This window comes from uncultured Ruthenibacterium sp. (assembly GCF_963558415.1).
Lineage (GTDB): Bacteria > Bacillota > Clostridia > Oscillospirales > Ruminococcaceae > Ruthenibacterium.
The window spans coordinates 1-18,637 of record NZ_CAUWGY010000026.1 but is presented as its reverse complement, the minus strand read 5'-3'; the positions used below and the strand labels follow the sequence as shown (position 1 = coordinate 18,637).

The following is an 18,637-nucleotide window of genomic DNA, read 5'->3' as shown; positions in this document are numbered from 1 at the left end:
AAACTAGCGGATTGCATCGATGGACTAAGCTTTTCCAATAAAAAAGGCCGCAAATGCGGCCTTTTTCTTATTTTACTTCCTGAGTCCAGCCCATCTCGTCGGGAATTCTGCCCCACTGGATGCCGGTCAGCGTGTCGTACAAGCGCTGGGTCACAGGGCCGGTCTTGAAATCGTTCACCGTGGCCACTTCGCCTTCGTACCGCAGTTCGCCCACCGGGCTGATGACCGCGGCAGTACCGGTGCCGAACACCTCTTCCAAAGTACCGTCCTTGGCCGCCGCCATCACGTCGGCAATGGGAAGGCGGGTGTCGCAATCCACTTCATAGCCCCACTTGCGCAGCAATTCGATGCAGCTCATGCGGGTGATACCGGGCAGCACCGTACCCACACAGGGAGCTGTGCGGATGACACCGCCGATTTTGAAAAAGCAGTTCATACTGCCCACTTCTTCCACGTACTTGCGCTCCACGCCGTCCAGCCACAGCACTTGGCTGTAGCCCAGATCGTGAGCCTTCATCTGGCCCGCCAGGCTGGCCGCGTAGTTGCCGCCGCACTTGATGAAACCTGTGCCGCCGGGTGTGGCGCGCACATACTCATCCTCGACGTAGATTTTCACCGGGCTCATGCCCTCTTCGTAATAGGCGCCGGAAGGCGAAGCAATGATAATAAATTGATACGTATTGCTGGGCTTGACCCCCAGATGTGCTTCCGTCGCAATGGTGAAGGGGCGCAGATACAAGCTGGTGTCCGGTGCACTGGGGACCCAGTCCTTATCCTCATGGACCAGAGCCTTCACAGCCTGTACAAAGTCTTCCACAGGGATCTCCGGGATGCACAGACGTTTATGGGTGGACTGAAGACGGGCAGCGTTCTTTTCCGGCCGGAACAAAAGCACACGACCGTCCGCAGTGCGGTAAGCCTTCATTCCCTCAAAGCTCTCCTGCGCATAGTGGAACACCATCGCCGCCGGGTCCAGAGAAATGGGATGATAGGGCTCAATGCGGGGCGAATGCCAGCCCTGGCCCTCGGTGTAATCCATCACAAACATATGATCGGTGTAATAGGTGCCAAAGCCCAGATGATTCTGATCCGGTTTTTCTTTGGGCGCCTGTGTTCTCGTCACTTTGATATCCAACATATGGTTCCCCTCTTTTTCTGTTTAACGATTAAACTTATTTTAGCGCGCTTTTCCTCACTTTACAAGAGAAAATATACAAAAAACGCAGATATTTATGGTACAATAAAGCCAAATCACGCAAGGAGATAAAAAAATGCAGATACAAGCAGTTTTATTTGATATGGACGGACTGATGATCGATACCGAGCGTTTGTCCGACAAGGTCTGGTGCGAAATCGGCGCCCGGTATGGGCTTCACATCACGCCGGCAGACACGGCGCTTTTGCGGGGGCGCAACCGGGCAGGCGGACGAGCCGCCTTTCAAAAACGATTCGGCCCCGACGTGCCCTACGATGTCATGTGCGACGCAGTCGTCGGCCGGCTGACCGCCATGCTGGCCCGCAACGTGCCGGTGATGCCCGGCCTTTTGGAACTTTTGGAGCAGGTGCGCAGCCGAAATCTGCCCATGGCGGTGGTCTCCTCCACCCACCGGTCTCTGGTAGAAAGCAATCTGCGGGTGGCCGGCATCCGGGACTATTTTACTGCGCTGGTATGCGGAGACATGGTGAGCCGCTCCAAACCTGCCCCGGACATCTATCTCACAGCAGCCCAAACGCTGCACACTCAGCCTGCGGCCTGCCTTGTGTTGGAAGACAGTTACAACGGCGTGCGCGCCGGTGCCGCGGCGGGCTGTGCCACGGTGATGGTTCCCAACGTGGACCCGGCCACGCCGGAAATGGAAAACCTGTGCTGGCACATCGTGCCTGACCTTGCGAAAGTCATTCCCCTTCTGGACCAGCCGATTTGAGAGCCTGCGGCCCGTTCACACGCACGCCTTCTTGGCACAATTCGCACACACTCGCTCTGCGGTCCGCGCTCTTAGGTTGTTCCATGGTTTTTCCCAGCCGGCGCACAACGTCGAAAAAGTCCGGTTCCAAGTGCGTATCCTCCTGCTTTTGCGCCTGCTCCACTGCTTTGTATAAATCTTCGATTGCGTCTTTTTCTTGTGCATCATCGGTCTTTTCGGAACAGGCACGGACTTTTTCCAGCAGTGGCGGCCAAACCGAGGGGAACTGTTTTTCCATCTCCATGGCTCGCCGGATGCTCTGGCCCGTGCCCACCAATACCAAAAGAAATGCGCCGGCCGCTGCCGAGATAAACAAATAAAAGAAAGCAAGGACAAAGGAACTTTGGGGGAACGCACGTCCCAACGCCCAACCGCCTGGCAATGCCAAAACGCCGTACACACCCAACACCACCGGGACCCCCGTGCGCATCAGTCCGGTTTTGGCGACCGCATCCACGGCCCACAGGCCAAAGGCACACACGGCTGCCACCCAAACGGACCCCATTAGGCAGTTTGTTCCCGCGGGCGTATCCAACGGGCAAAGCCAAAGTGAAACTGCAGCCGCCGCGGCCACAGCTCCGGCGCACAGTGCGAGCCGAATCTTGTTGTTCATATTCAGCGCCTCCCATTCTTTTTGCCATTATACCGGATTTCTATTTCTTTTTCCACCAATCGTAAAAGCCGCTCCGATTCATCGGAGCGGCTTTTTTTAAGATTTCAAAAGAGATGGGAAAACGGTTTTCGCGCCATTTTTCTCCACATAGTCCCGGGCGCTTTCAAACCGGGACATATCCCCGCTTTTTCGGGCGGCTAAGGCAATGCGGTATTGCACATCCAGGCGGTGGAATGGCGAATGGTTGGCCTCGAAATCATTTTCCAAGACCGAAAGATTCACTCGTTTTCCTCTGGAAAGGTCCATACAGATTTGCAAATACGCCAGTGCATGACGCGCCTTGGCTGAAAATTCTTTGCTGCATGCCTTGTCTTTCAGCAGTTCCCGAAGCTGATCCATGCAGCTTTGAGCCCGATCGGGATTGCCCTGAGCCAGCCAGCAGGTGGCCTTATTGCTGAGTACGAGACCACGGGCCGCCAAAGCCTTGTCCGGAAGTTGGATGCTCTCCAAAATCTCCATCGCCCGGTCCGTTTTTCCGGCGTAAAGCCAGCCGTTGGCCAGATGCACCATCAGCGTGCACCGGGAAGAAGCGTCCATAGGAGCATTTTCCAGCGGACCCGCCGCCGCCAGAAAGGCCTCCGGGTCCAGATTTTCGTATAAAAGCAATAAACGGGACTGATACTCCCGGGCGGCGATCATACGCGCCAGATACACGGCGATGTTTACGCCCACAAAGGCTGCCAGTGCCGCCAAAAGCACACGGTTAAAAATGGACTGGTCGGAGCCGGACAGCGCCAGCCAGACGCCAGCCCCGGCCACCAGACCCAAAACAATGCCGCCAATCCAGGCTGTGCGACGGCTTTTTGCAAAGGCGTTGATCATCATGCGACACTCCTTTTTTCGCATTTACTCTTGGAATACAGGCAGGCCCGGGATGTTTTCCCGGGCCTTATGTATGCCGGCAGAGCAGCGCGGTTTACATTTGCTTTTGGGTCAAGCCACAACGCCTACCATGGTCAGGACAGCCAGGACAACGAAGGCCACGATGCCGCCCAGAGCGTTGGTTGTGGTGAAGTATTTGAGGCCCTGCTTTGTATCAAAGCCATACAGAGATGTGAAGATCCAGAATCCGCTGTTGTTGACGTGCCAGCCCACCATGGAGCCAGCGCCGATGGCCAGAGAAGCCACTACCGGGCTCATGCCCAAAACGGGGATCAGCGCAGCCATCAGGCCGGCAGCCGTCATGGACGCAGTGGTCATGGAACCGCAGACGGTCATCAGGATGGCCGCCAGCAGGAACGGAACCAGAATTGCCGGGAAGTTGGTGTTTGCGATGCTGTTGCCGATGGTCTGGATGGCCTCGTTCTCACGCAGGATGCCGCCCATGGCGCCGCCCATCGCAGTGATGAGCAGAGCACTGATGGCGATGTTCAGCGCACGGCCAACCCAGTTGTTCATGACGATCTCAAACCAACTGCTCTTTTCGCTCAGCTTGCATCCGCCGCCGTCTACGTTGGCTTTGTCGACCACTTTCGCCTTGCGGCCCATGACCAGCATGCCTACAGCTACGATGCCGCAGAACAAAGCCAGAACCGTGTTGCCGAAGGTGTTGAAGAAGGTGTATGCACCGGATTCCTCTGCCACGAACAGTTTGCCGATGGAACCAATGGCGATCATGACAGCCAGCAGCAAGAGCGGCAGGAAGGAAGCGCCTGCGCTGGGAGTGTTGTCTTCTTTAATGAGCAGTGCTTCCACAGAGGAATTGTCTTCCACAGCATCGATGCCCTCGGTGTAGGAAGCCAGCGGCTCAATGTACTCGCATTTTGCATAAATGGGGGACAGGACAAAGTAGCACACCGCGAAGGAGATCACGGAGCATACCAAGCCCCACAGAATGACTGTGCCGATGTCGGCGCCCAACAGAACGGATACCGCCAGGATGCCAGGAGTGGGCGGAACCAGGCCGTGGGTCAAAGTCAGTCCCAAGTTAACAAAGGGGGCCACCTGGGTCATGCTCATTTTTTTGCGCTTAGCCAGGATGGCAGAAATAGGCGCGTTGAGGATGATGGCGATGTCGCCGAATACGGGGATACTCATGATGAAGCCCGTCAGCGCCGGAGCCAGCTCCAAACGTTTGCCTTTGAACAGACGAATGAAGAAGTTGACCATGCTGGTGGCCGCGCCCGTATCACTGATACCGGCGGCGATGACAGCGCCAAAGATGATCATGACGCCGATGCTGCCCAGCGTGGAGCCGAAATAGTTTGTAATAGAACTGAAAGTGTCAACCAGTCCCTTGCCGGAAGCCAGGCCGCAGAAGGTGGCTGTCAGGAACAGCACCATGACCGGATGCATTTTAAACTTCAGTGTCAATACCGTGAGGATGATGATCGCTACGACCAGCATAATCACAAATGCAATTGGTGACATAAGATTCCTCCTGATTTGATTGGATTTTGATGGATTCGCTTCTCTGCCAAGCGGAACAATCGAAAAATCACAAGCAGTCGTTCGCTGCCAATGCGTTGCGGGTGGTTTTATACGCCTGTTCTACCACCCATTCGGGCGTCTTTTGCCAATACTCGGGCCGGAAGGTCTCCACCGAAGCGATTCCCTTGTATCCGGCCGCCTTCAAAGCTTGCAAGAAGCCGTCCGTATCCACCACACCGGCGCCGCAGAAACAACGTTTGTCCTGACCGCGCTGGTCCTCGGGCACGTCGTCGGCGCTCATGAGGTGCGCTGCAAAAATCTTTTCCGGCTGTACTTTGCCGATGGACGAAAAATCATTGCAGCCGCCGTTGAGGTAAATATTGTAAGAGTCAAATACAAAGCCTACGTTGTCTTTGTCGACCGCCCGGACGATGGCATCTGCCTGGGCGATGCTGCGCACACTGGAGCGCTCGAAGCCCACCAGTTCAAAGCACAGGTTCATATCGTAGGGACGAGCCATATCCGAAAGCTTTTTCAAAATGCGCACGCAGTTTGCAAAGGTGTCCTCCCAAGTGCCCACAAAAGGTCCACCCAGAGGGTCCCGCTGCAGGGGCGGCACGATGATGAAATAATGGCTGCCAATGGCTTTGCCGACTTCGCAGCCCAGCCGAAACTCATCCAGCAGTGCCTTCTGTTTTTGCGCGTCGTCCCCATCGCTCAAAAACTCCGGGTACAAATACAGTGCATTGAAGGCGTGGGGCCGCAAGCGACTGGTTTTGAAAAAGGCCGCAAGCTCCTCCACTGTGTGCCGCTTCAAATAATCCGTCAGCATATCCAAACGGATCTCGATGCAGTCGAAGCCTGCTTTCTCGCACAGCTCCAAGTCTTTTTCCAATGTGGAGCAGTCCTTTGCACACGCCTCGTTGTAAGATACCAGCATCTGCTCTCCTCCTTATTTCAGCGGGAATTTCACCACGCAGTTGTCCTTGGTGCTGCGATAGATAGCGGTGAACAATTCCACGGTGCGGCGGCCCTCCCGGGCGTCTACCAGAGGTTTCGTACCGTTTTGTACCGCATTCAAAAAGTCTTTGATCTGCTCGTTGTGATAGTAATACATGGAGTCCACGCTGTTGAAGAAATCGCTGTCCTCTTTCTTCCATGTCTCCAGCATTTCGGCCTCGCCGGGCACGGTCCACAAATCGTTGACCGGCGGCTCGGTAATGCTGGACATTCCGGCGATGAACATGGCTCCGCCGTCGGTCTGCACGCCGGCCGCAGCGCCGTTTTCGCCGAAGATGTGTACTTTTCCGTACAAAGCCGGGTTCTGGCTGTTGCTGACGACAATGTTGCCCACGCCGCCGTTTTTAAACTTGACCACAGCCACTGCCGTGTCCTCTACTTCAATGTAGGGATGGTTGAGGTTTTTCCACACACCGTACACCTCATCCACTTCGCCCATGTACCACAAAAGCAGGTCCAACTGATGGGGGGCCTGATTCACCAGCACACCGCCGCCTTCACCGTCCCAGGTGCCGCGCCACGGGTCGCTGTTGTAATAGGCCTCATCTCGCCAACCCAGCATGGTGACCATGCCCAGCACCGGACGGCCCAGTTTTCCATCTTCGATGGCTTTGTGGATGCGCATGCAGGGGCGGTAGAACCGACGCTGCACCATGGTGCCCACCGTCACGTGGTTGCGGTCTTGGGCCTCAATGATCGCATCGCAGTCCGCAAGGCTGGACGCCAGGGGTTTTTCCACCAGCACGTTGCAGCCGCAATTGGCCGCTGTGACCGCGGGATTTGCGTGCAACGGATGGGGTGTGCATACGCTGACCACATCCAGATGCTCGGTCCGGCACATTTCTTCCACATCGGTGTAAGCCTTGACACCGTAACGGGCGGCAAATGCCTCGGCCCGCTCGCGGTTTGCGTCACATACCGCCGTAAAGGCGCTGTTCTCCAGGTTCGCATAGGCCTTGGCGTGGAAGTCGCCCACCTTTCCGCACCCGATGATTCCTGTCTTGAGTTTTTCCATGCGTCTCTCTCCTTACTTCATGTAACCGCCCTTCATGGGGCCGACTGCGTGTTCGGAATAAATTTTCAAAACACCGCTCTCATAGCGGGCGGGGCGTTGCGTCCAAGCCGCTTTGCGCTGAGCCAAAATCTCATCCATTTCCTCAGGGGTCTTTTTCTCCCCTTTTACACCCACAATGGCCAGCACCCGGTTCGGAATGTCGATTTGGATCAAGTCTCCCTCTTCCACCAGTGCGATGGGGCCGCCCTCTGCCGCCTCGGGGGAAACGTGTCCGATGGCCGGGCCTTTGGAGGCACCGGAGAATCGTCCGTCGGTGATCAACGCGATGCTCTTGCCCAATTCTTCATCCGAAGCAATGGCTTCGGTGGTGTAGAACATCTCTGGCATACCGCTGCCTTTGGGGCCTTCGTAACGGATAAACACCGCATCACCGGGCTGAATGTCATGAGCCAGCACCGCAGCGATGGCATCTTCCTCGCAGTCAAAGGGGCGGGCGCGCAAAAGCGCTTTGTGCATCTCTGCCGGCACCACCGAATGTTTGACCACGGCACCTTCGGGTGCCAGATTTCCACGCAGGATCGCAATGGTTCCCTTGTCGCCCAGAGGATTGTCGTAAGGACGAATAATGTCCTCTTGTTTCAGGCCGGTCTTTTTCAGATACGCCGCACAGGTCTCGTAATAATCACTGTTTTTCAAATCGTCCAGGTTTTCACCCAGGGTCTTGCCGGTCACGGTCATGACGTCCAGATGCAGAATGTCCCGCAACTGTTCCATAATCGCCGGCACACCGCCCGCATAATATACATACTCGGACGGCCAACGTCCCGCAGGACGTACATCCAAAATGTAATGAGCGTTTTTGTGAATGCGCTCAAAGGTGTCTGCGTCGATTTCAATGCCAAATTCATGGGCGATTGCCGGAAGGTGCAGGATGGCATTGGTAGATCCGGAAATGGCCGCATGGACCATAATGGCATTTTCAAAGCTCTTTTTCGTCACAATGTCGCGGGCGGTCAGTCCCATTTCGGCCAGTTTCATGGCCTGCTGGCCGGCTTTGCGAGCAACCTCACGCAAATCCTGACAAGTGGCCGGAAGCAGCGCAGAACCGGGCAGCGCCAGGCCCAATGCCTCGCTCATCACCTGCATGGTGCCCGCGGTACCCATAAAGCTGCAAGCGCCACAGGAGGGACAGGCATGCTGTTTATAATAGGTCAACTTCTCTTCGCTGATTTCGCCGCGCTGACACATGGCGCTGTATGCGCCGATTTGCTCCAGCGTCAAAAGGTCGGGGCCGGCCTCCATTACGCCGCCCGTAACCACTACAGCCGGCAAATTGGTGCGGCCGATGCCCATCAAAAGGCCGGGCAAGCCTTTGTCGCAACTAGCGATGAAAACACCTGCATCAAACGGTGTAGCGTTGTTGTGGATTTCCACCATATTGGCGATCATGTCGCGGCTGGCCAGAGAATAGTTGATTCCATCGTGCCCCTGAGCCTGACCATCGCAGATATCGGTGGCGAAATAGCGCGCGGCCTTTCCGCCCGCCTGAGCTACGCCCTCACAGGCCAGATTCACAAACTCGAACAGATGTGCACTGCCCGGATGGCTGTCTCCAAAGGTGCTCTCCACCAGGATTTTTGGTTTGTCCAAGTCGCTGATCTTCCAACCCATACCCAACCGGAGGGGATCCATCTCCGGCGCCAGCTTCCGCACTTCCTCACTGCGGTACATATTTGATTCCTCCCTCTATCATCTGACATCTGACGTCTTATGTTTACGGCTTTAGAATAACAACAATGTTCTAAAAAGTCAATGTAACTTGTCGAATTTTGGTCAATTCACCAAAACAACGTTCTATTTTTCTGTCAACCCTACAAAAATCAAACTCGTACAGATTCTACTCAGTAGAGAATATGCCTTAGCGCACATGCTTATGCGCCAAGGCACCTGTACACCAAGGATAAAAAAGGACCCGCGCACAAAAATGCGCGGGTCCTTTTGTCAAGTTTTACAAATCATCGGGAATGGCTTCAATGCTGCGTTTATTGTCCACCAAATGCTGCCACATGGCGTCATACGCCGCCTGTGGATTCCGGGTACGAATTGCATCGACCACGGCCTGATGAGTCTGAATGGTCTCCATCTTCACACTCTGATGAGTGATGTCGATGAACAGGGGAATCGCTTCATTTAAAATAGGGATCAAATTGGGAATCACGCTGTTGCGTGTACAAGTAGCGATCAAAGTGTGCAACTGCCGGTCTTTTTCGCCGTAATTTTCGCCTGCGTAAATTTGATCGCGAATTTCGTCACACAACGCCTGCATTTGAGCGATCTCCGCTTGGGTGGCATTCTGGGCGGCCAGCATCGCGATTTTGGGTTCGATCATAAAACGAATCTCGCACAGATCCAAACCCAATTTCTTTTTTCCGGGGATAAATTTAAGGCCCAATGGGTCCTCGGCCACACCGGTCTGCTGACACACAAATGTGCCGCTGCCCCGGTGGATCTCCAACACGTTCTGGCTCACCAACAGCTTGATGGCCTCACGCACACTGCTGCGGCCTACCCCTAAGCGCTGGCCCAGTTCGTATTCATTGGGAAGTCGGTCGCCGGGTTTGAAGGTTCCGTCTACGATCAGTTTGGTGATCTCATCCGCAGCCAAAACCGGCAGCGGTTTGCGGGTTTTTTTCACTTCCTGCAACAACATCCTTCTCCCCCCTAAAACGTGTGAATCAGAGCTATTATACAATAAAAAAACAGCATACGCAAGGCGCGCCGGGCAGGCGAGGGGACCTCTTTTTGAAATGCACATAAAAAAACGGTCCGCCATGAAAGCGGACCGTTTTCAAAAGGACAAAATGCTTATTCAGCAACAGAAGAAGCTTCCACAGAAGAAGACTCAGAAGCGTCCTCGCTCTCCACAGAAGAAGCCTCGGAAGAATCCTCGCTCTCCACGGAAGAAGCCTCAGAAGAATCCTCAGCAACAGAAGAAGTCTCAACAGAAGAGGCCTCGCTGGTGGAAGAAACCGTAGAAGAAGCAGCCGTAGAAGTGCTGTTGTCGCTGCTGCTGCAAGCGGCCAGGCTCAGAGCCATAACCAGAGCAACTGCCATAACCATCATTTTTTTCATAAGTATATACCCTCCTAATGTAAAGTCGCCGGAATTTCGTTCTGTTCTAATTTTCAGACGAACACACGCAGATTTTTTCATCCGCCTCAGCGACTGAGAGTCATTATACTCATGTTCACAATCCAGTGCAACCCATTTTTTCAATCCTTTACCGAACTGTATACTTTCCAACACATTTTAAACACATTTCTCGTTGTATTGTACATTTTACGCTTTTTTTACACAAAAAAACTGTGACGAGCGCAAAGATTTCCACAAAAAGGGAATCGCCCCTGTGCCGAACGCACAGGGGCGATTGAAGGGGTATCTCTCTTGGTGTGAGGAGGAATCATGTACAGAAACCCGGATTGCGGCTTCCGTGTTTCTGTGATTCTTATTATAGGCATTAATTGCGACGGTTATTTGAAGGTGTTATGAACATTCTGTAAATACTACCGCTGTTTTTTCACAGAAATTACCCGAAAATGTCGAAACAACGCGAAACATTTTCTTAGTCTACCGAATTGAAAAAAGCCTCCATACAGCCGTTTTCAATTTTTAGGACGCCGTAGCTTCCTGTGCCACACTGCCGGGAAATGGAGCCGGGGTTGAACAGTGTCAAAGCGCCCCAGCGTTCGAGCTTAGCCCGATGGGTATGCCCGTACAAGGCAACTTGAGCACCTTTGCTTTGCGCCTGTTCCGCCAAAAGTTCCAAACCCGTTTTCACACCGTGAAGGTGTCCATGGGTGTAGTAAACATTGAGCCCGCCAAAAGGCGCCAGGCCCTCGGTCGGAAGAAAAGTGGCAAAATCGCAATTTCCTCGCACACAATAAAAACGGCGGTCCGGATAGGCGCCCTCAATCATCTCCACATCCCGCGCGCCGTCGCCCAGAAATACGACATCCTTGGCATCCGGGTGGGCATCCAGCGCGGCGGACAACCGTCCTGCCTCTCCATGAGAGTCAGAAAAGACCAAAAGCTTCATACACTCGCACCTCACTGAACACACTGTTTATAAATCTCACTTTTGGAAAACGGACTTTGAGCAGCCGCAGCCTTGGCAGCGGCGGTCGCGCTCTGGCCCTCGGCCATGAGGCTCTTGGCCAGTTCCACCGCATCCTCCAAGGTCATTTCCCGCGCAGGAAGTTCCGGCGCGCCGGCCACCACCAGCACAAATTCACCTCGAGGGGGATTTTCCCGGTAAAATGCCTCTGCCTGACCCACAGTGGTGACGCGAATTTCTTCGTGGATCTTGGTCAGCTCCCGGCACACCGTCATGCTGCGCTCCGGTCCAAACGTATCCAAAAAGTCCTGCAGCGTAGTAGTCAGCTTGTGAGGTGCTTCATAAAAAATCATGGTTCGGGGCTCCGATTGCAACTGAGCCAGCCGATCTTTTTTCTGCCGCCGGTTGGTGGGCAAAAATCCTTCAAACACAAAGCGTCCGGTGATCTGACCGGACACACACAGCGCCGTGACCGCAGCACTGGCTGCGGGGACAGGGCAGACGGGGATTCCTCTCTCGTGAGCGTCCCGGACGATGACTTCTCCGGGGTCCGAGATGGCCGGCATTCCCGCATCCGAACACAGCGCACAGTTTTCACCCGCTGCAATGCGGCCCAAAATGTATTCGCCCCGCTCCTTTAGATTGTGCTCATAATAACTGACCAAAGGCTTTTTGATGCCCAGATGGTTGAGCAGCTTCAGCGTGACCCGGGTATCTTCGGCGGCAATGAAATCGACCTCGCCAAAGATTCGGGCTGCGCGGGGTGTCAAATCCTCCAAGTTTCCGATGGGGGTGGCCACAATGTAAAGCGTACCGCTCATGATTTTTCCTTCCTTTTCTGACCGTAAACAGCCAGTATTTCATCGCTGGGACTTCCGTCGTCCCGTTGTGTCACCATGAGGGGAAGTACACGCATTCCGGGTGCGCGGTTTTTCTGTCCCTCCAGTAAAAATAAAACAGGCTCCCGATTGGGTCTGGCCGCCACAAACTGCAACCGCTTTGGTTCGATGCGCGCCGCGCGCATGGCGGCAATGGCATCGGCCAGTCGCTCGGGCCGTTGACAAACGCACAGTCTTCCGCCGTCGCGCAACAAATCGTATGCAGTCTGGCAGACATCCTCAAAAGTACATGTCAGTTCGTGACGCATGGCTGCACGGGCCGGGTCCGGACTTTGCCGGCCGCCGGTAAAATAGGGGGGATTGCAGCTCACCACGTCAAACTGTCCTGCCTGAGAAGGTCTCCAAGTACGCAAGTCCTCACAGACGGGAAGAATGTGGTCAATGCCGCCCTCTTCCAATGCTTTTTTCAAAAGAAGCAACGCACCGGCTTGCAGCTCTACCGCATGACAAGGACCCCGGTGCCCGCGATCGTGCCAACGCAGGGGAATGATCCCGCATCCTGTGCCTAAATCGCACACCCGCTCAGCCCGACGCACTTTACAGAAGGCGCTCAGCAACATAGCGTCCTGCCCGAACCGGTACGCTCCATCCACAAACACAGCCGTGCCGTTCACAAGGCGTTCTGTGCGCAACACCCTCGCTCCTTTCCAGTAAAAAACGAGGCGGGCAATCGCCCGCCTCGCCCTGATTCATATGGGATCAGCCCTCGGAGATCGCACCGACCGGGCACTCGCCAGCGCAGGTGCCGCAGCTGATGCAGGCGTCCGCGTCGATCACGTATTTGCCGTCACCCTCAGAAATCGCGCTCACGGGGCAAACACCCGCGCAAGTGCCGCAGGATACGCATTCGTCACTAATCTGATAAGCCATACTTCTTCCATCCTTTCCTCCGCGCATTTAAAGTACGGCCACACCTGCCAAAGCGCGGACGGCACATGCGGCTTTTTGTCCCGAAGGACCAGTAGTTTCCTACGTTCTCTTATTGTATCATAAAACGCAGAATTTTCAAGGTCTGAATCCCGAACAAGCTGTGCAAATTTTAGCTGTCCGATACGTCCGGTTCCGGGTCCTCAGGCTGGGGTGCTCGTTTTCCGCCCCGCAGATACTGGCACTCGGATTTATGGAAATTCTTGAACACCGTAGTGGAACCTTCCAAACGGACCCGCAGCGTACCGGAGATCACATTGACCTCGGCCACCGTTCCTTCGCCATCCGGAGTTTTGACCACGCTTCCCACGCCGGGAGTCACTCGATTGAGATACTCGTAAGCCGGCTGTTCATAGGCGAGGCAGCACATCAACCGCCCGCAACTGCCCGAAATCTTGGTGGGATTCAAAGACAAGCCCTGCTCCTTGGCCATCTTGATGGAAACGGGCTGAAAATCTTTCAAAAAGCGGCTGCAGCAAAACGGTTGTCCGCAAATGCCAAGGCCTCCCAGCATCTTGCTCTCGTCGCGCACACCGATTTGGCGCAACTCAATGCGTGTGCGGAAAACGCCCGCCAAATCTTTGACCAATTCACGGAAATCGATGCGGCCGTCCGCCGTGAAGTAAAACAAAATTTTGGACCGGTCCAATGTGTATTCCACATCCACCAGCTTCATTTCCAAACCGTGTTTTTGAATGCGCTCTGTGCACACTTCAAACGCACGTTTTTCATCGGCGCGATTTTTCTCCATACGGCGCACATCCACATCGTCCGCCATACGTGTGACCGTTTTTAAAGGCTTTACGATGCTGGCGTCGGGCACTTCGTGTACACCCTGTACCACCTCACCGCACTCGGTTCCACGAGCAGTCTCCACGATCACATAGTCGCCTTTGTCGATCTCCCATTCGCCGGGGGAGAAATAATACTGTTTGCCCGTCTGCTTAAAACGGACGCTGATTACCTTTGTCATAAACCTTTCCTTCCGCTGCCGTGGGCGGGGGTGTCAGTGCCGCTGCCTACGGCGCATAATTTAGGCAGCGCTTCAAAAGATGTTAAGCGCAAAGCTGAACAGCCAAATTGGTCAACACCAGTTTGGCATTGACATTGGCCGACACAGCGCGCGATGCAGAAAACGCACTGGGCAGGCATTGGGCCGCCTGTGCGGCATCCACAGGAATATCCGGCGTTCCGCGCAGCGCGGCGCTGCATACATTTCCGAATAATTCCAAAAGGCGCAAAATTCCGAACCGATCTTTTTCATAGCCAGACAAGAGCACCATGGCTTTGTAGGAATCGTGCCGGGCGACGCATTTGGCAAGCGACAGGGCATCGTTCAAACAACGCTCCTGCTGAGGGTCCTCAATGCAGCGTCGTGCGCTGCCGATTTTTCCGCCAAAGATTCCCGCCAGTCCTGCGCTGTTTTTGCAGGCAGGGAAGTGGGTATTGAGATACTGCACACATTCTGCTTGACTGACCGGCGCCAGGCTGTACGCGCAACACCGACTGCGAATGGTGGGCAACACCACCGCTTCGCCGGGGGCGGTAAGAAGGAACAACACTCCCTCCGGTGGCTCTTCAATCACTTTTAACAGAGCGTTGGCACTGGCAGCGTTCAGTTTATGCGCACCTTTAATAAGCACCACACGCCCCTGTGCGGACAATGCAGTGTTGTATACCTCTCGGCGCACGGTGCGCACAGCATCAATTTTAATATCGCCGGACACACCTTCTCCCTGCAAGATCAAAAGTTCCGGGCTTTCTCCCGACAGCACCTGTGCAGCACCGGCGCCGCCTTGGGGATAAAGATAATCTGCGGCCAGGCAGCGCGCCGCGAAATTCGCGCCCGTACCTGCCTCGCCGCAGAGCAGAACACTATGAGAAAGCCGCCCGGCCGCCAGTGCGGCCGAGAGGCTTTGTTTCAACGTATCATTGCCCCAAAGAGCATCCAATGCCGCCATTACAGCTTTTCAAACCGTTCGACGTTGGTGACGAATACCGTGGCACCGCCCACAGTTACTTCCAACGGATAGGCCGTGGTCACACCGATTCCATAGCTGGCCGTGCTGGGTACCACTTCTTTGCGCTGTTTGGCGCAGGAGGCAATCAGTTCCAGACAATGATCCACTTTTTCATCCTCTGTTCCGATGAGAAGGGTCATGTTGCCTGCCATCAGAAAGCCGCCGGTGGTCGCCAGACGGGTCACGGAAAAGCCGCCTCCGGTCAGTGCCTTACAGACCGCATTGGAGTCCTCTTTATTAACGATAGCCGTGATCAGTTTCATATGTACAACCTCCTTTAAGGTTCGAGCGGCAAGCGCCCATGTCAGAGAATGTCTCTCTTTGTATTATTATACCACAATCAAGGCCCCATGCAGTACTTTTTTTGAAAAAAGTACTTACTTACCGCCAATTGCCGCCATTGTTGCGCCAGTTACGGCGATTTTTGGCGTACCGCAATTCCTGACGGGCCATATTGAAGAAGTCCGCGCCGAAGAACAACAGAAAGTTGATGAGGGAAAACAGGATGCTTCCCTTGATCACCCAAGGTCCAAATACAAACTGCAAAAGGCAAATGCCACCGGAGATCAGGCCCAGATACTTTGCCTTGATGGGCAAAAAGAAGAAAAACAAGAACTGCATATCCGGATACAGCATGGCGTAGGCGAAAAACAACGAAAGGTTCAGATAGGTGCTGGTTCCGATGCCAAACAGCGCAGCCGAGATAATGGCGCCCAACATGCCGCACACATAATATACATTGAACCGAAAATCGCCCCAGGTGCTCTCCAGTCCGTGGCCGATGAGATAATTGCAGTACAAGGTGATTGCCAACATGAACACACTCATACTGTCCGGCACAAACACAAAGGTGACCAGACGCCAAATCTCGCCTTGCATCACCGCAGGCCAATATAAGAACAACCGGTTGGACAGCGCAATGGCCGGCGTCAACTGATCCGCCAAATATACCAAAAGCTGTCCCATCACAATGACCATCATCAAATTGTGGATGCAGAAGTTTCCAAACTTGCGTTCCAGCCGATAGATCCATTTCATGAACATGACAAAACCCTTTCAGCGCACACACATTTCTTTTTGTTGTATCCATCTGCAGCGGTCTGCGCAGCACCGCAGTTTGTAGACCATTGTAACAAACTCTGCGTCCCAATTCAACTGGCTGTTATGGATGCCGCAAATTTTTCCACTTTGCAAGTTGAAAACTTCCACGGAAAAATCGAATGTTTTAACAGTTTCAACTGAGTTTTCAACAAAATCGGTGGAAAACCCCTTATACAATGTGTAAAACTCTGTTGAAAAGTTGAAAGTGTATCTTAAAACCAAAAATTACAGTGGGTACACAAGCTCACCGATTTCTGTTTTAGAATATGTACTTTTGTCTTTTCTCATTCAGAGGGCTGAGGATTTTTGAAACCCTCGCCGAACACCTCGTTGGCCTCGGTGATCATTACAAAAGCATCCGGATCGGTTTCGTGGGCAGCGCTCTGGACCTTGTAGATTTCCGATTTTGAGCAAGCACACAACACCACTTCCCGCGAGGCCTCCGAATAGGCACCTTTGGCCTGCAAAAGTGTGGCACCACGTCCCACCACTGCATCGATGCGATCGGCAATGGGTTTGCCCTGCGTGGTGATGATAATGGCCAGTTTACCGGAGCCAGCGCCGTACATGATCTTATCGACCACCACAGAACAGGCAAAGGCGGAAACCACACCATATAAAACCGAGTCCATGTTACCGTACACAGGCCAGCCCATGACGATGATCAAGCCATCCGCCAGCATGGTGATTTGTCCCATGGAAAAGTGGGGAAACAGCTTTTTGGCCGACACAATCAAAAAGTCGGTTCCGCCGGTGGAAGAACCTCTGATATAGATAAGCGCCAAACCCGCTCCCATTGCCACACCGGAAAAAACCGCCGCCAAAAACGGATTTCCCTGGTACATGGGGAACAAAGGGAAGACCACATCCAAGAACAATGTGCTGATTGCCATTGTTTTGAGGCTTTTGAACAAAAACCACTTGCCCAGCACTTTATAGCTGATGATGACAATGGGGATGTTCAGCACCAGTGACATCGTACCAATGGGCAAATTCCACAAGTAGTTGAGAAGCAGCGCAATACCCGAAACTCCACCAGGCGCAAAGTTTGCTGACTTGGCAAAAGTGTAAATACCAAGTGCATACAAAATGCTTCCCACTACATCATACGGCAGATCCTTCAAAAAATCCTTGACCTTCTGGTCGAACCCCTGCTTCATACCACAACTCCTCCCGGCAAAGCCAAATAAATTTCTTACTACCTATTATATATGTTTTTACGTCGCTTTCAAAGGGGTCGCACATGGTGTCTATACACTTTTTTTCTTCTTTTTTCGCCAAATTTTTTTCATTTTCTTCTTTTCTCTTTTACAAAAATGCGGTATGATAATCCGGATAAAAATGAAAGGGTGATTTTTTATGAAACGTTGGTTGCGTGAATTTCGCGCATTTGCTCTAAAGGGAAATGTAATCGATATGGCAGTGGGCGTTGTGGTCGGCTCGTCTTTTACAGCGATTGTCAACAGCTTGGTGGGGGACGTGATCACTCCGCTGTTTATGTTGCTTTCTCCCGATAGTTCGACCTTTGAATCGCTGACCATCGGCGGCACCATTATGATTGGAAAATTCATCAATGCGGTTCTGTCTTTTTTGATGATATCGGTGTGCATGTTTATTCTGATGCAGGGTGCAAACCGGCTGCTTCGCCGGGCGGAAAAAGAAAAAGCAGAGGCACCGGCGCCTGCCCCCAGCAAAGAAGAACTTCTTTTGACCGAGATTCGCGACCTTTTGAAAGAGAATCGCGAGCGATGATTCAAGGCTAGGTATTGGCGCTCTGCAAAAGAGAGCGCGTATCGTTCATGCCATCATTGCAGGCTTTGCGCTGTACAATGAGTTTTTAAACGGATGACACTGAGATTTTCCCGATTCAAAAAAGAGGAGCGCATCTGCGCTCCTCTTTTTTATTTTGCAAAAAAACAGCGGCAGGCCTTTGGGCCTGCCGCTGCATTTTTTTAAGAAGGATTACTCCTCGTCGGGTGCGTACAGCTTGGTCAGCTTGTTCAGGTAAGCATAACGGTCCTTGGACGCGTTGGCAGCTTTCTCGAACAACTGAGCAGCACGCTCCGGGAAGGCGCGCTCCAAGCGGCTGTAACGAGTCTCGCTCTCGATGAACTCTTTGTAGTCCGCAGTGGGAGCCTTGGAGTCCAGAGTGAACGGATTCTTGCCTTCCGCTTTCTTGCGCGGATCGAAGCGGAACATATTCCAGTAACCGCACTGGACAGCACGCTTCATCTCGTTCTGGCAGTTGGTCATACCGCCCTTGACGCCGTGCATCTCGCAGGGAGCATAGCCGATGATCAGAGACGGGCCGTGATAGCTCTCAGCCTCAGCAATGGCCTTGATGGTCTGGTTCTGATCAGCGCCCATAGCGATCTGTGCAACATACACATAGCCATAGCTCATGGCGATTTCTGCCAGGCTCTTCTTGCCAATGGCTTTACCAGCCGCAGCAAACTGAGCTACCTGACCGATCTGGCTGGCCTTGGAAGCCTGGCCGCCAGTGTTGGAGTACACCTCGGTGTCGAAGACCATG

Annotated in this window: 20 protein-coding genes and 1 pseudogene; 2 read left to right on the top strand and 19 right to left on the bottom strand. The window is 53.6% G+C overall.

Translation table 11 applies throughout. From position 1 onward, the window contains the following. Window positions 1-67: 67 nt before the first annotated feature. Window positions 68-1,138, bottom strand: a complete 1,071-nt coding sequence (locus AB5H98_RS06415; RefSeq protein ID WP_367925087.1) for a branched-chain amino acid aminotransferase — start codon at window positions 1,136-1,138, stop codon at window positions 68-70. Between the two features lie 133 nt (window positions 1,139-1,271). On the opposite strand from AB5H98_RS06415, the gene AB5H98_RS06410 reads away from it, so the two are divergent. Next, window positions 1,272-1,925 (top strand): HAD family hydrolase, encoded by a 654-nt coding sequence (locus AB5H98_RS06410; RefSeq protein WP_367925086.1) that lies wholly within the window; start codon window positions 1,272-1,274, stop codon window positions 1,923-1,925. On the opposite strand, the gene AB5H98_RS06405 is transcribed toward AB5H98_RS06410, so the two are convergent. The 17 genes from AB5H98_RS06405 to AB5H98_RS06325 all read right to left on the bottom strand — a co-directional run bounded on the left by AB5H98_RS06405 (window position 1,897) and on the right by AB5H98_RS06325 (window position 17,264). After that, window positions 1,897-2,577: a hypothetical protein gene (locus tag AB5H98_RS06405; protein ID WP_367925085.1), complete on the bottom strand. Its 681-nt coding sequence runs from the start codon at window positions 2,575-2,577 to the stop codon at window positions 1,897-1,899. The two genes, AB5H98_RS06410 and AB5H98_RS06405, sit on opposite strands and share 29 nt — an antisense overlap. A gap of 96 nt (window positions 2,578-2,673) precedes the next feature. Continuing rightward, window positions 2,674-3,462, bottom strand: a complete 789-nt coding sequence (locus AB5H98_RS06400) for a hypothetical protein (RefSeq protein WP_367925084.1) — start codon at window positions 3,460-3,462, stop codon at window positions 2,674-2,676. 108 nt (window positions 3,463-3,570) lie between these two features. After that, window positions 3,571-5,007 carry a GntP family permease gene (locus AB5H98_RS06395; RefSeq protein WP_367925083.1) on the bottom strand — a complete coding sequence of 479 codons (1,437 nt, stop codon included), beginning with the start codon at window positions 5,005-5,007 and terminating at the stop codon, window positions 3,571-3,573. Window positions 5,008-5,074: 67 nt separating this feature from the next. Next, window positions 5,075-5,947 carry a sugar phosphate isomerase/epimerase family protein gene (locus tag AB5H98_RS06390; protein WP_367925082.1) on the bottom strand — a complete coding sequence of 291 codons (873 nt, stop codon included), beginning with the start codon at window positions 5,945-5,947 and terminating at the stop codon, window positions 5,075-5,077. A 12-nt stretch (window positions 5,948-5,959) separates the two neighbouring features. Beyond that, window positions 5,960-7,042: a Gfo/Idh/MocA family protein gene (locus AB5H98_RS06385; protein WP_367925081.1), complete on the bottom strand. Its 1,083-nt coding sequence runs from the start codon at window positions 7,040-7,042 to the stop codon at window positions 5,960-5,962. 12 nt (window positions 7,043-7,054) lie between these two features. Further along, the gene (gene ilvD / locus AB5H98_RS06380) at window positions 7,055-8,773 is read right to left on the bottom strand and encodes a dihydroxy-acid dehydratase (RefSeq protein WP_367925080.1); all 1,719 of its coding nucleotides are present in this window, start codon (window positions 8,771-8,773) and stop codon (window positions 7,055-7,057) included. A 277-nt stretch (window positions 8,774-9,050) separates the two neighbouring features. After that, window positions 9,051-9,752, bottom strand: coding sequence for a FadR/GntR family transcriptional regulator (locus tag AB5H98_RS06375; RefSeq protein ID WP_367925079.1), 702 nt, complete (start codon window positions 9,750-9,752; stop codon window positions 9,051-9,053). 155 nt (window positions 9,753-9,907) lie between these two features. Continuing rightward, window positions 9,908-10,174, bottom strand: a complete 267-nt coding sequence (locus AB5H98_RS06370) for a hypothetical protein (protein WP_367925078.1) — start codon at window positions 10,172-10,174, stop codon at window positions 9,908-9,910. A gap of 490 nt (window positions 10,175-10,664) precedes the next feature. Continuing rightward, the gene (locus AB5H98_RS06365; RefSeq protein WP_367925077.1) at window positions 10,665-11,138 is read right to left on the bottom strand and encodes a metallophosphoesterase; all 474 of its coding nucleotides are present in this window, start codon (window positions 11,136-11,138) and stop codon (window positions 10,665-10,667) included. Window positions 11,139-11,149: 11 nt separating this feature from the next. Next, the gene (rsmI, locus tag AB5H98_RS06360; protein ID WP_367925076.1) at window positions 11,150-11,977 is read right to left on the bottom strand and encodes a 16S rRNA (cytidine(1402)-2'-O)-methyltransferase; all 828 of its coding nucleotides are present in this window, start codon (window positions 11,975-11,977) and stop codon (window positions 11,150-11,152) included. Beyond that, complete coding sequence (locus AB5H98_RS06355; RefSeq protein ID WP_367925075.1) at window positions 11,974-12,687, bottom strand: tRNA1(Val) (adenine(37)-N6)-methyltransferase; 714 nt, start codon at window positions 12,685-12,687, stop codon at window positions 11,974-11,976. The genes rsmI and AB5H98_RS06355 overlap by 4 nt, the downstream gene beginning before the upstream one ends. Before the next feature lie 67 nt (window positions 12,688-12,754). After that, window positions 12,755-12,925 (bottom strand): 4Fe-4S binding protein, encoded by a 171-nt coding sequence (locus AB5H98_RS06350; RefSeq protein WP_349214054.1) that lies wholly within the window; start codon window positions 12,923-12,925, stop codon window positions 12,755-12,757. Window positions 12,926-13,094: 169 nt separating this feature from the next. Next, complete coding sequence (locus tag AB5H98_RS06345; RefSeq protein WP_367925074.1) at window positions 13,095-13,955, bottom strand: stage 0 sporulation family protein; 861 nt, start codon at window positions 13,953-13,955, stop codon at window positions 13,095-13,097. Window positions 13,956-14,037: 82 nt separating this feature from the next. Next, window positions 14,038-14,943: a hypothetical protein gene (locus AB5H98_RS06340; protein WP_367925073.1), complete on the bottom strand. Its 906-nt coding sequence runs from the start codon at window positions 14,941-14,943 to the stop codon at window positions 14,038-14,040. Next, a complete protein-coding gene (locus AB5H98_RS06335) occupies window positions 14,943-15,266 on the bottom strand; it encodes a cyclic-di-AMP receptor (RefSeq protein ID WP_349214048.1) in 324 nt (107 codons plus the stop codon). The genes AB5H98_RS06340 and AB5H98_RS06335 overlap by 1 nt, the downstream gene beginning before the upstream one ends. A 118-nt stretch (window positions 15,267-15,384) precedes the next feature. Beyond that, window positions 15,385-16,047, bottom strand: coding sequence for a hypothetical protein (locus AB5H98_RS06330; protein WP_367925072.1), 663 nt, complete (start codon window positions 16,045-16,047; stop codon window positions 15,385-15,387). A gap of 341 nt (window positions 16,048-16,388) precedes the next feature. Beyond that, the gene (locus AB5H98_RS06325; protein ID WP_367925071.1) at window positions 16,389-17,264 is read right to left on the bottom strand and encodes a YitT family protein; all 876 of its coding nucleotides are present in this window, start codon (window positions 17,262-17,264) and stop codon (window positions 16,389-16,391) included. Window positions 17,265-17,463: 199 nt separating this feature from the next. Between AB5H98_RS06325 and mscL the strand changes: the two genes are divergently transcribed. Further along, a complete protein-coding gene (gene mscL / locus AB5H98_RS06320; protein WP_367925070.1) occupies window positions 17,464-17,856 on the top strand; it encodes a large conductance mechanosensitive channel protein MscL in 393 nt (130 codons plus the stop codon). A gap of 210 nt (window positions 17,857-18,066) precedes the next feature. Here the strand turns inward: mscL and AB5H98_RS06315 are convergent. Beyond that, a pseudogene (locus AB5H98_RS06315) lies at window positions 18,067-18,637 on the bottom strand (pyruvate:ferredoxin (flavodoxin) oxidoreductase); the annotation flags it as partial.

What these genes read in the sequence shown, in the direction of transcription:
- AB5H98_RS06415 (WP_367925087.1), bottom strand. Translation starts at nt 1,138, where the DNA reads ATGTTGGATATCAAAGTGACGAGAACACAGGCGCCCAAAGAAAAACCG.
- AB5H98_RS06410 (WP_367925086.1), top strand. Translation starts at nt 1,272, where the DNA reads ATGCAGATACAAGCAGTTTTATTTGATATGGACGGACTGATGATCGAT.
- AB5H98_RS06405 (WP_367925085.1), bottom strand. Translation starts at nt 2,577, where the DNA reads ATGAACAACAAGATTCGGCTCGCACTGTGCGCCGGAGCTGTGGCCGCG.
- AB5H98_RS06400 (WP_367925084.1), bottom strand. Translation starts at nt 3,462, where the DNA reads ATGATGATCAACGCCTTTGCAAAAAGCCGTCGCACAGCCTGGATTGGC.
- AB5H98_RS06395 (WP_367925083.1), bottom strand. Translation starts at nt 5,007, where the DNA reads ATGTCACCAATTGCATTTGTGATTATGCTGGTCGTAGCGATCATCATC.
- AB5H98_RS06390 (WP_367925082.1), bottom strand. Translation starts at nt 5,947, where the DNA reads ATGCTGGTATCTTACAACGAGGCGTGTGCAAAGGACTGCTCCACATTG.
- AB5H98_RS06385 (WP_367925081.1), bottom strand. Translation starts at nt 7,042, where the DNA reads ATGGAAAAACTCAAGACAGGAATCATCGGGTGCGGAAAGGTGGGCGAC.
- ilvD (WP_367925080.1), bottom strand. Translation starts at nt 8,773, where the DNA reads ATGTACCGCAGTGAGGAAGTGCGGAAGCTGGCGCCGGAGATGGATCCC.
- AB5H98_RS06375 (WP_367925079.1), bottom strand. Translation starts at nt 9,752, where the DNA reads ATGTTGTTGCAGGAAGTGAAAAAAACCCGCAAACCGCTGCCGGTTTTG.
- AB5H98_RS06370 (WP_367925078.1), bottom strand. Translation starts at nt 10,174, where the DNA reads ATGAAAAAAATGATGGTTATGGCAGTTGCTCTGGTTATGGCTCTGAGC.
- AB5H98_RS06365 (WP_367925077.1), bottom strand. Translation starts at nt 11,138, where the DNA reads ATGAAGCTTTTGGTCTTTTCTGACTCTCATGGAGAGGCAGGACGGTTG.
- rsmI (WP_367925076.1), bottom strand. Translation starts at nt 11,977, where the DNA reads ATGAGCGGTACGCTTTACATTGTGGCCACCCCCATCGGAAACTTGGAG.
- AB5H98_RS06350 (WP_349214054.1), bottom strand. Translation starts at nt 12,925, where the DNA reads ATGGCTTATCAGATTAGTGACGAATGCGTATCCTGCGGCACTTGCGCG.
- AB5H98_RS06345 (WP_367925074.1), bottom strand. Translation starts at nt 13,955, where the DNA reads ATGACAAAGGTAATCAGCGTCCGTTTTAAGCAGACGGGCAAACAGTAT.
- AB5H98_RS06340 (WP_367925073.1), bottom strand. Translation starts at nt 14,943, where the DNA reads ATGGCGGCATTGGATGCTCTTTGGGGCAATGATACGTTGAAACAAAGC.
- AB5H98_RS06335 (WP_349214048.1), bottom strand. Translation starts at nt 15,266, where the DNA reads ATGAAACTGATCACGGCTATCGTTAATAAAGAGGACTCCAATGCGGTC.
- AB5H98_RS06330 (WP_367925072.1), bottom strand. Translation starts at nt 16,047, where the DNA reads ATGTTCATGAAATGGATCTATCGGCTGGAACGCAAGTTTGGAAACTTC.
- AB5H98_RS06325 (WP_367925071.1), bottom strand. Translation starts at nt 17,264, where the DNA reads ATGAAGCAGGGGTTCGACCAGAAGGTCAAGGATTTTTTGAAGGATCTG.
- mscL (WP_367925070.1), top strand. Translation starts at nt 17,464, where the DNA reads ATGAAACGTTGGTTGCGTGAATTTCGCGCATTTGCTCTAAAGGGAAAT.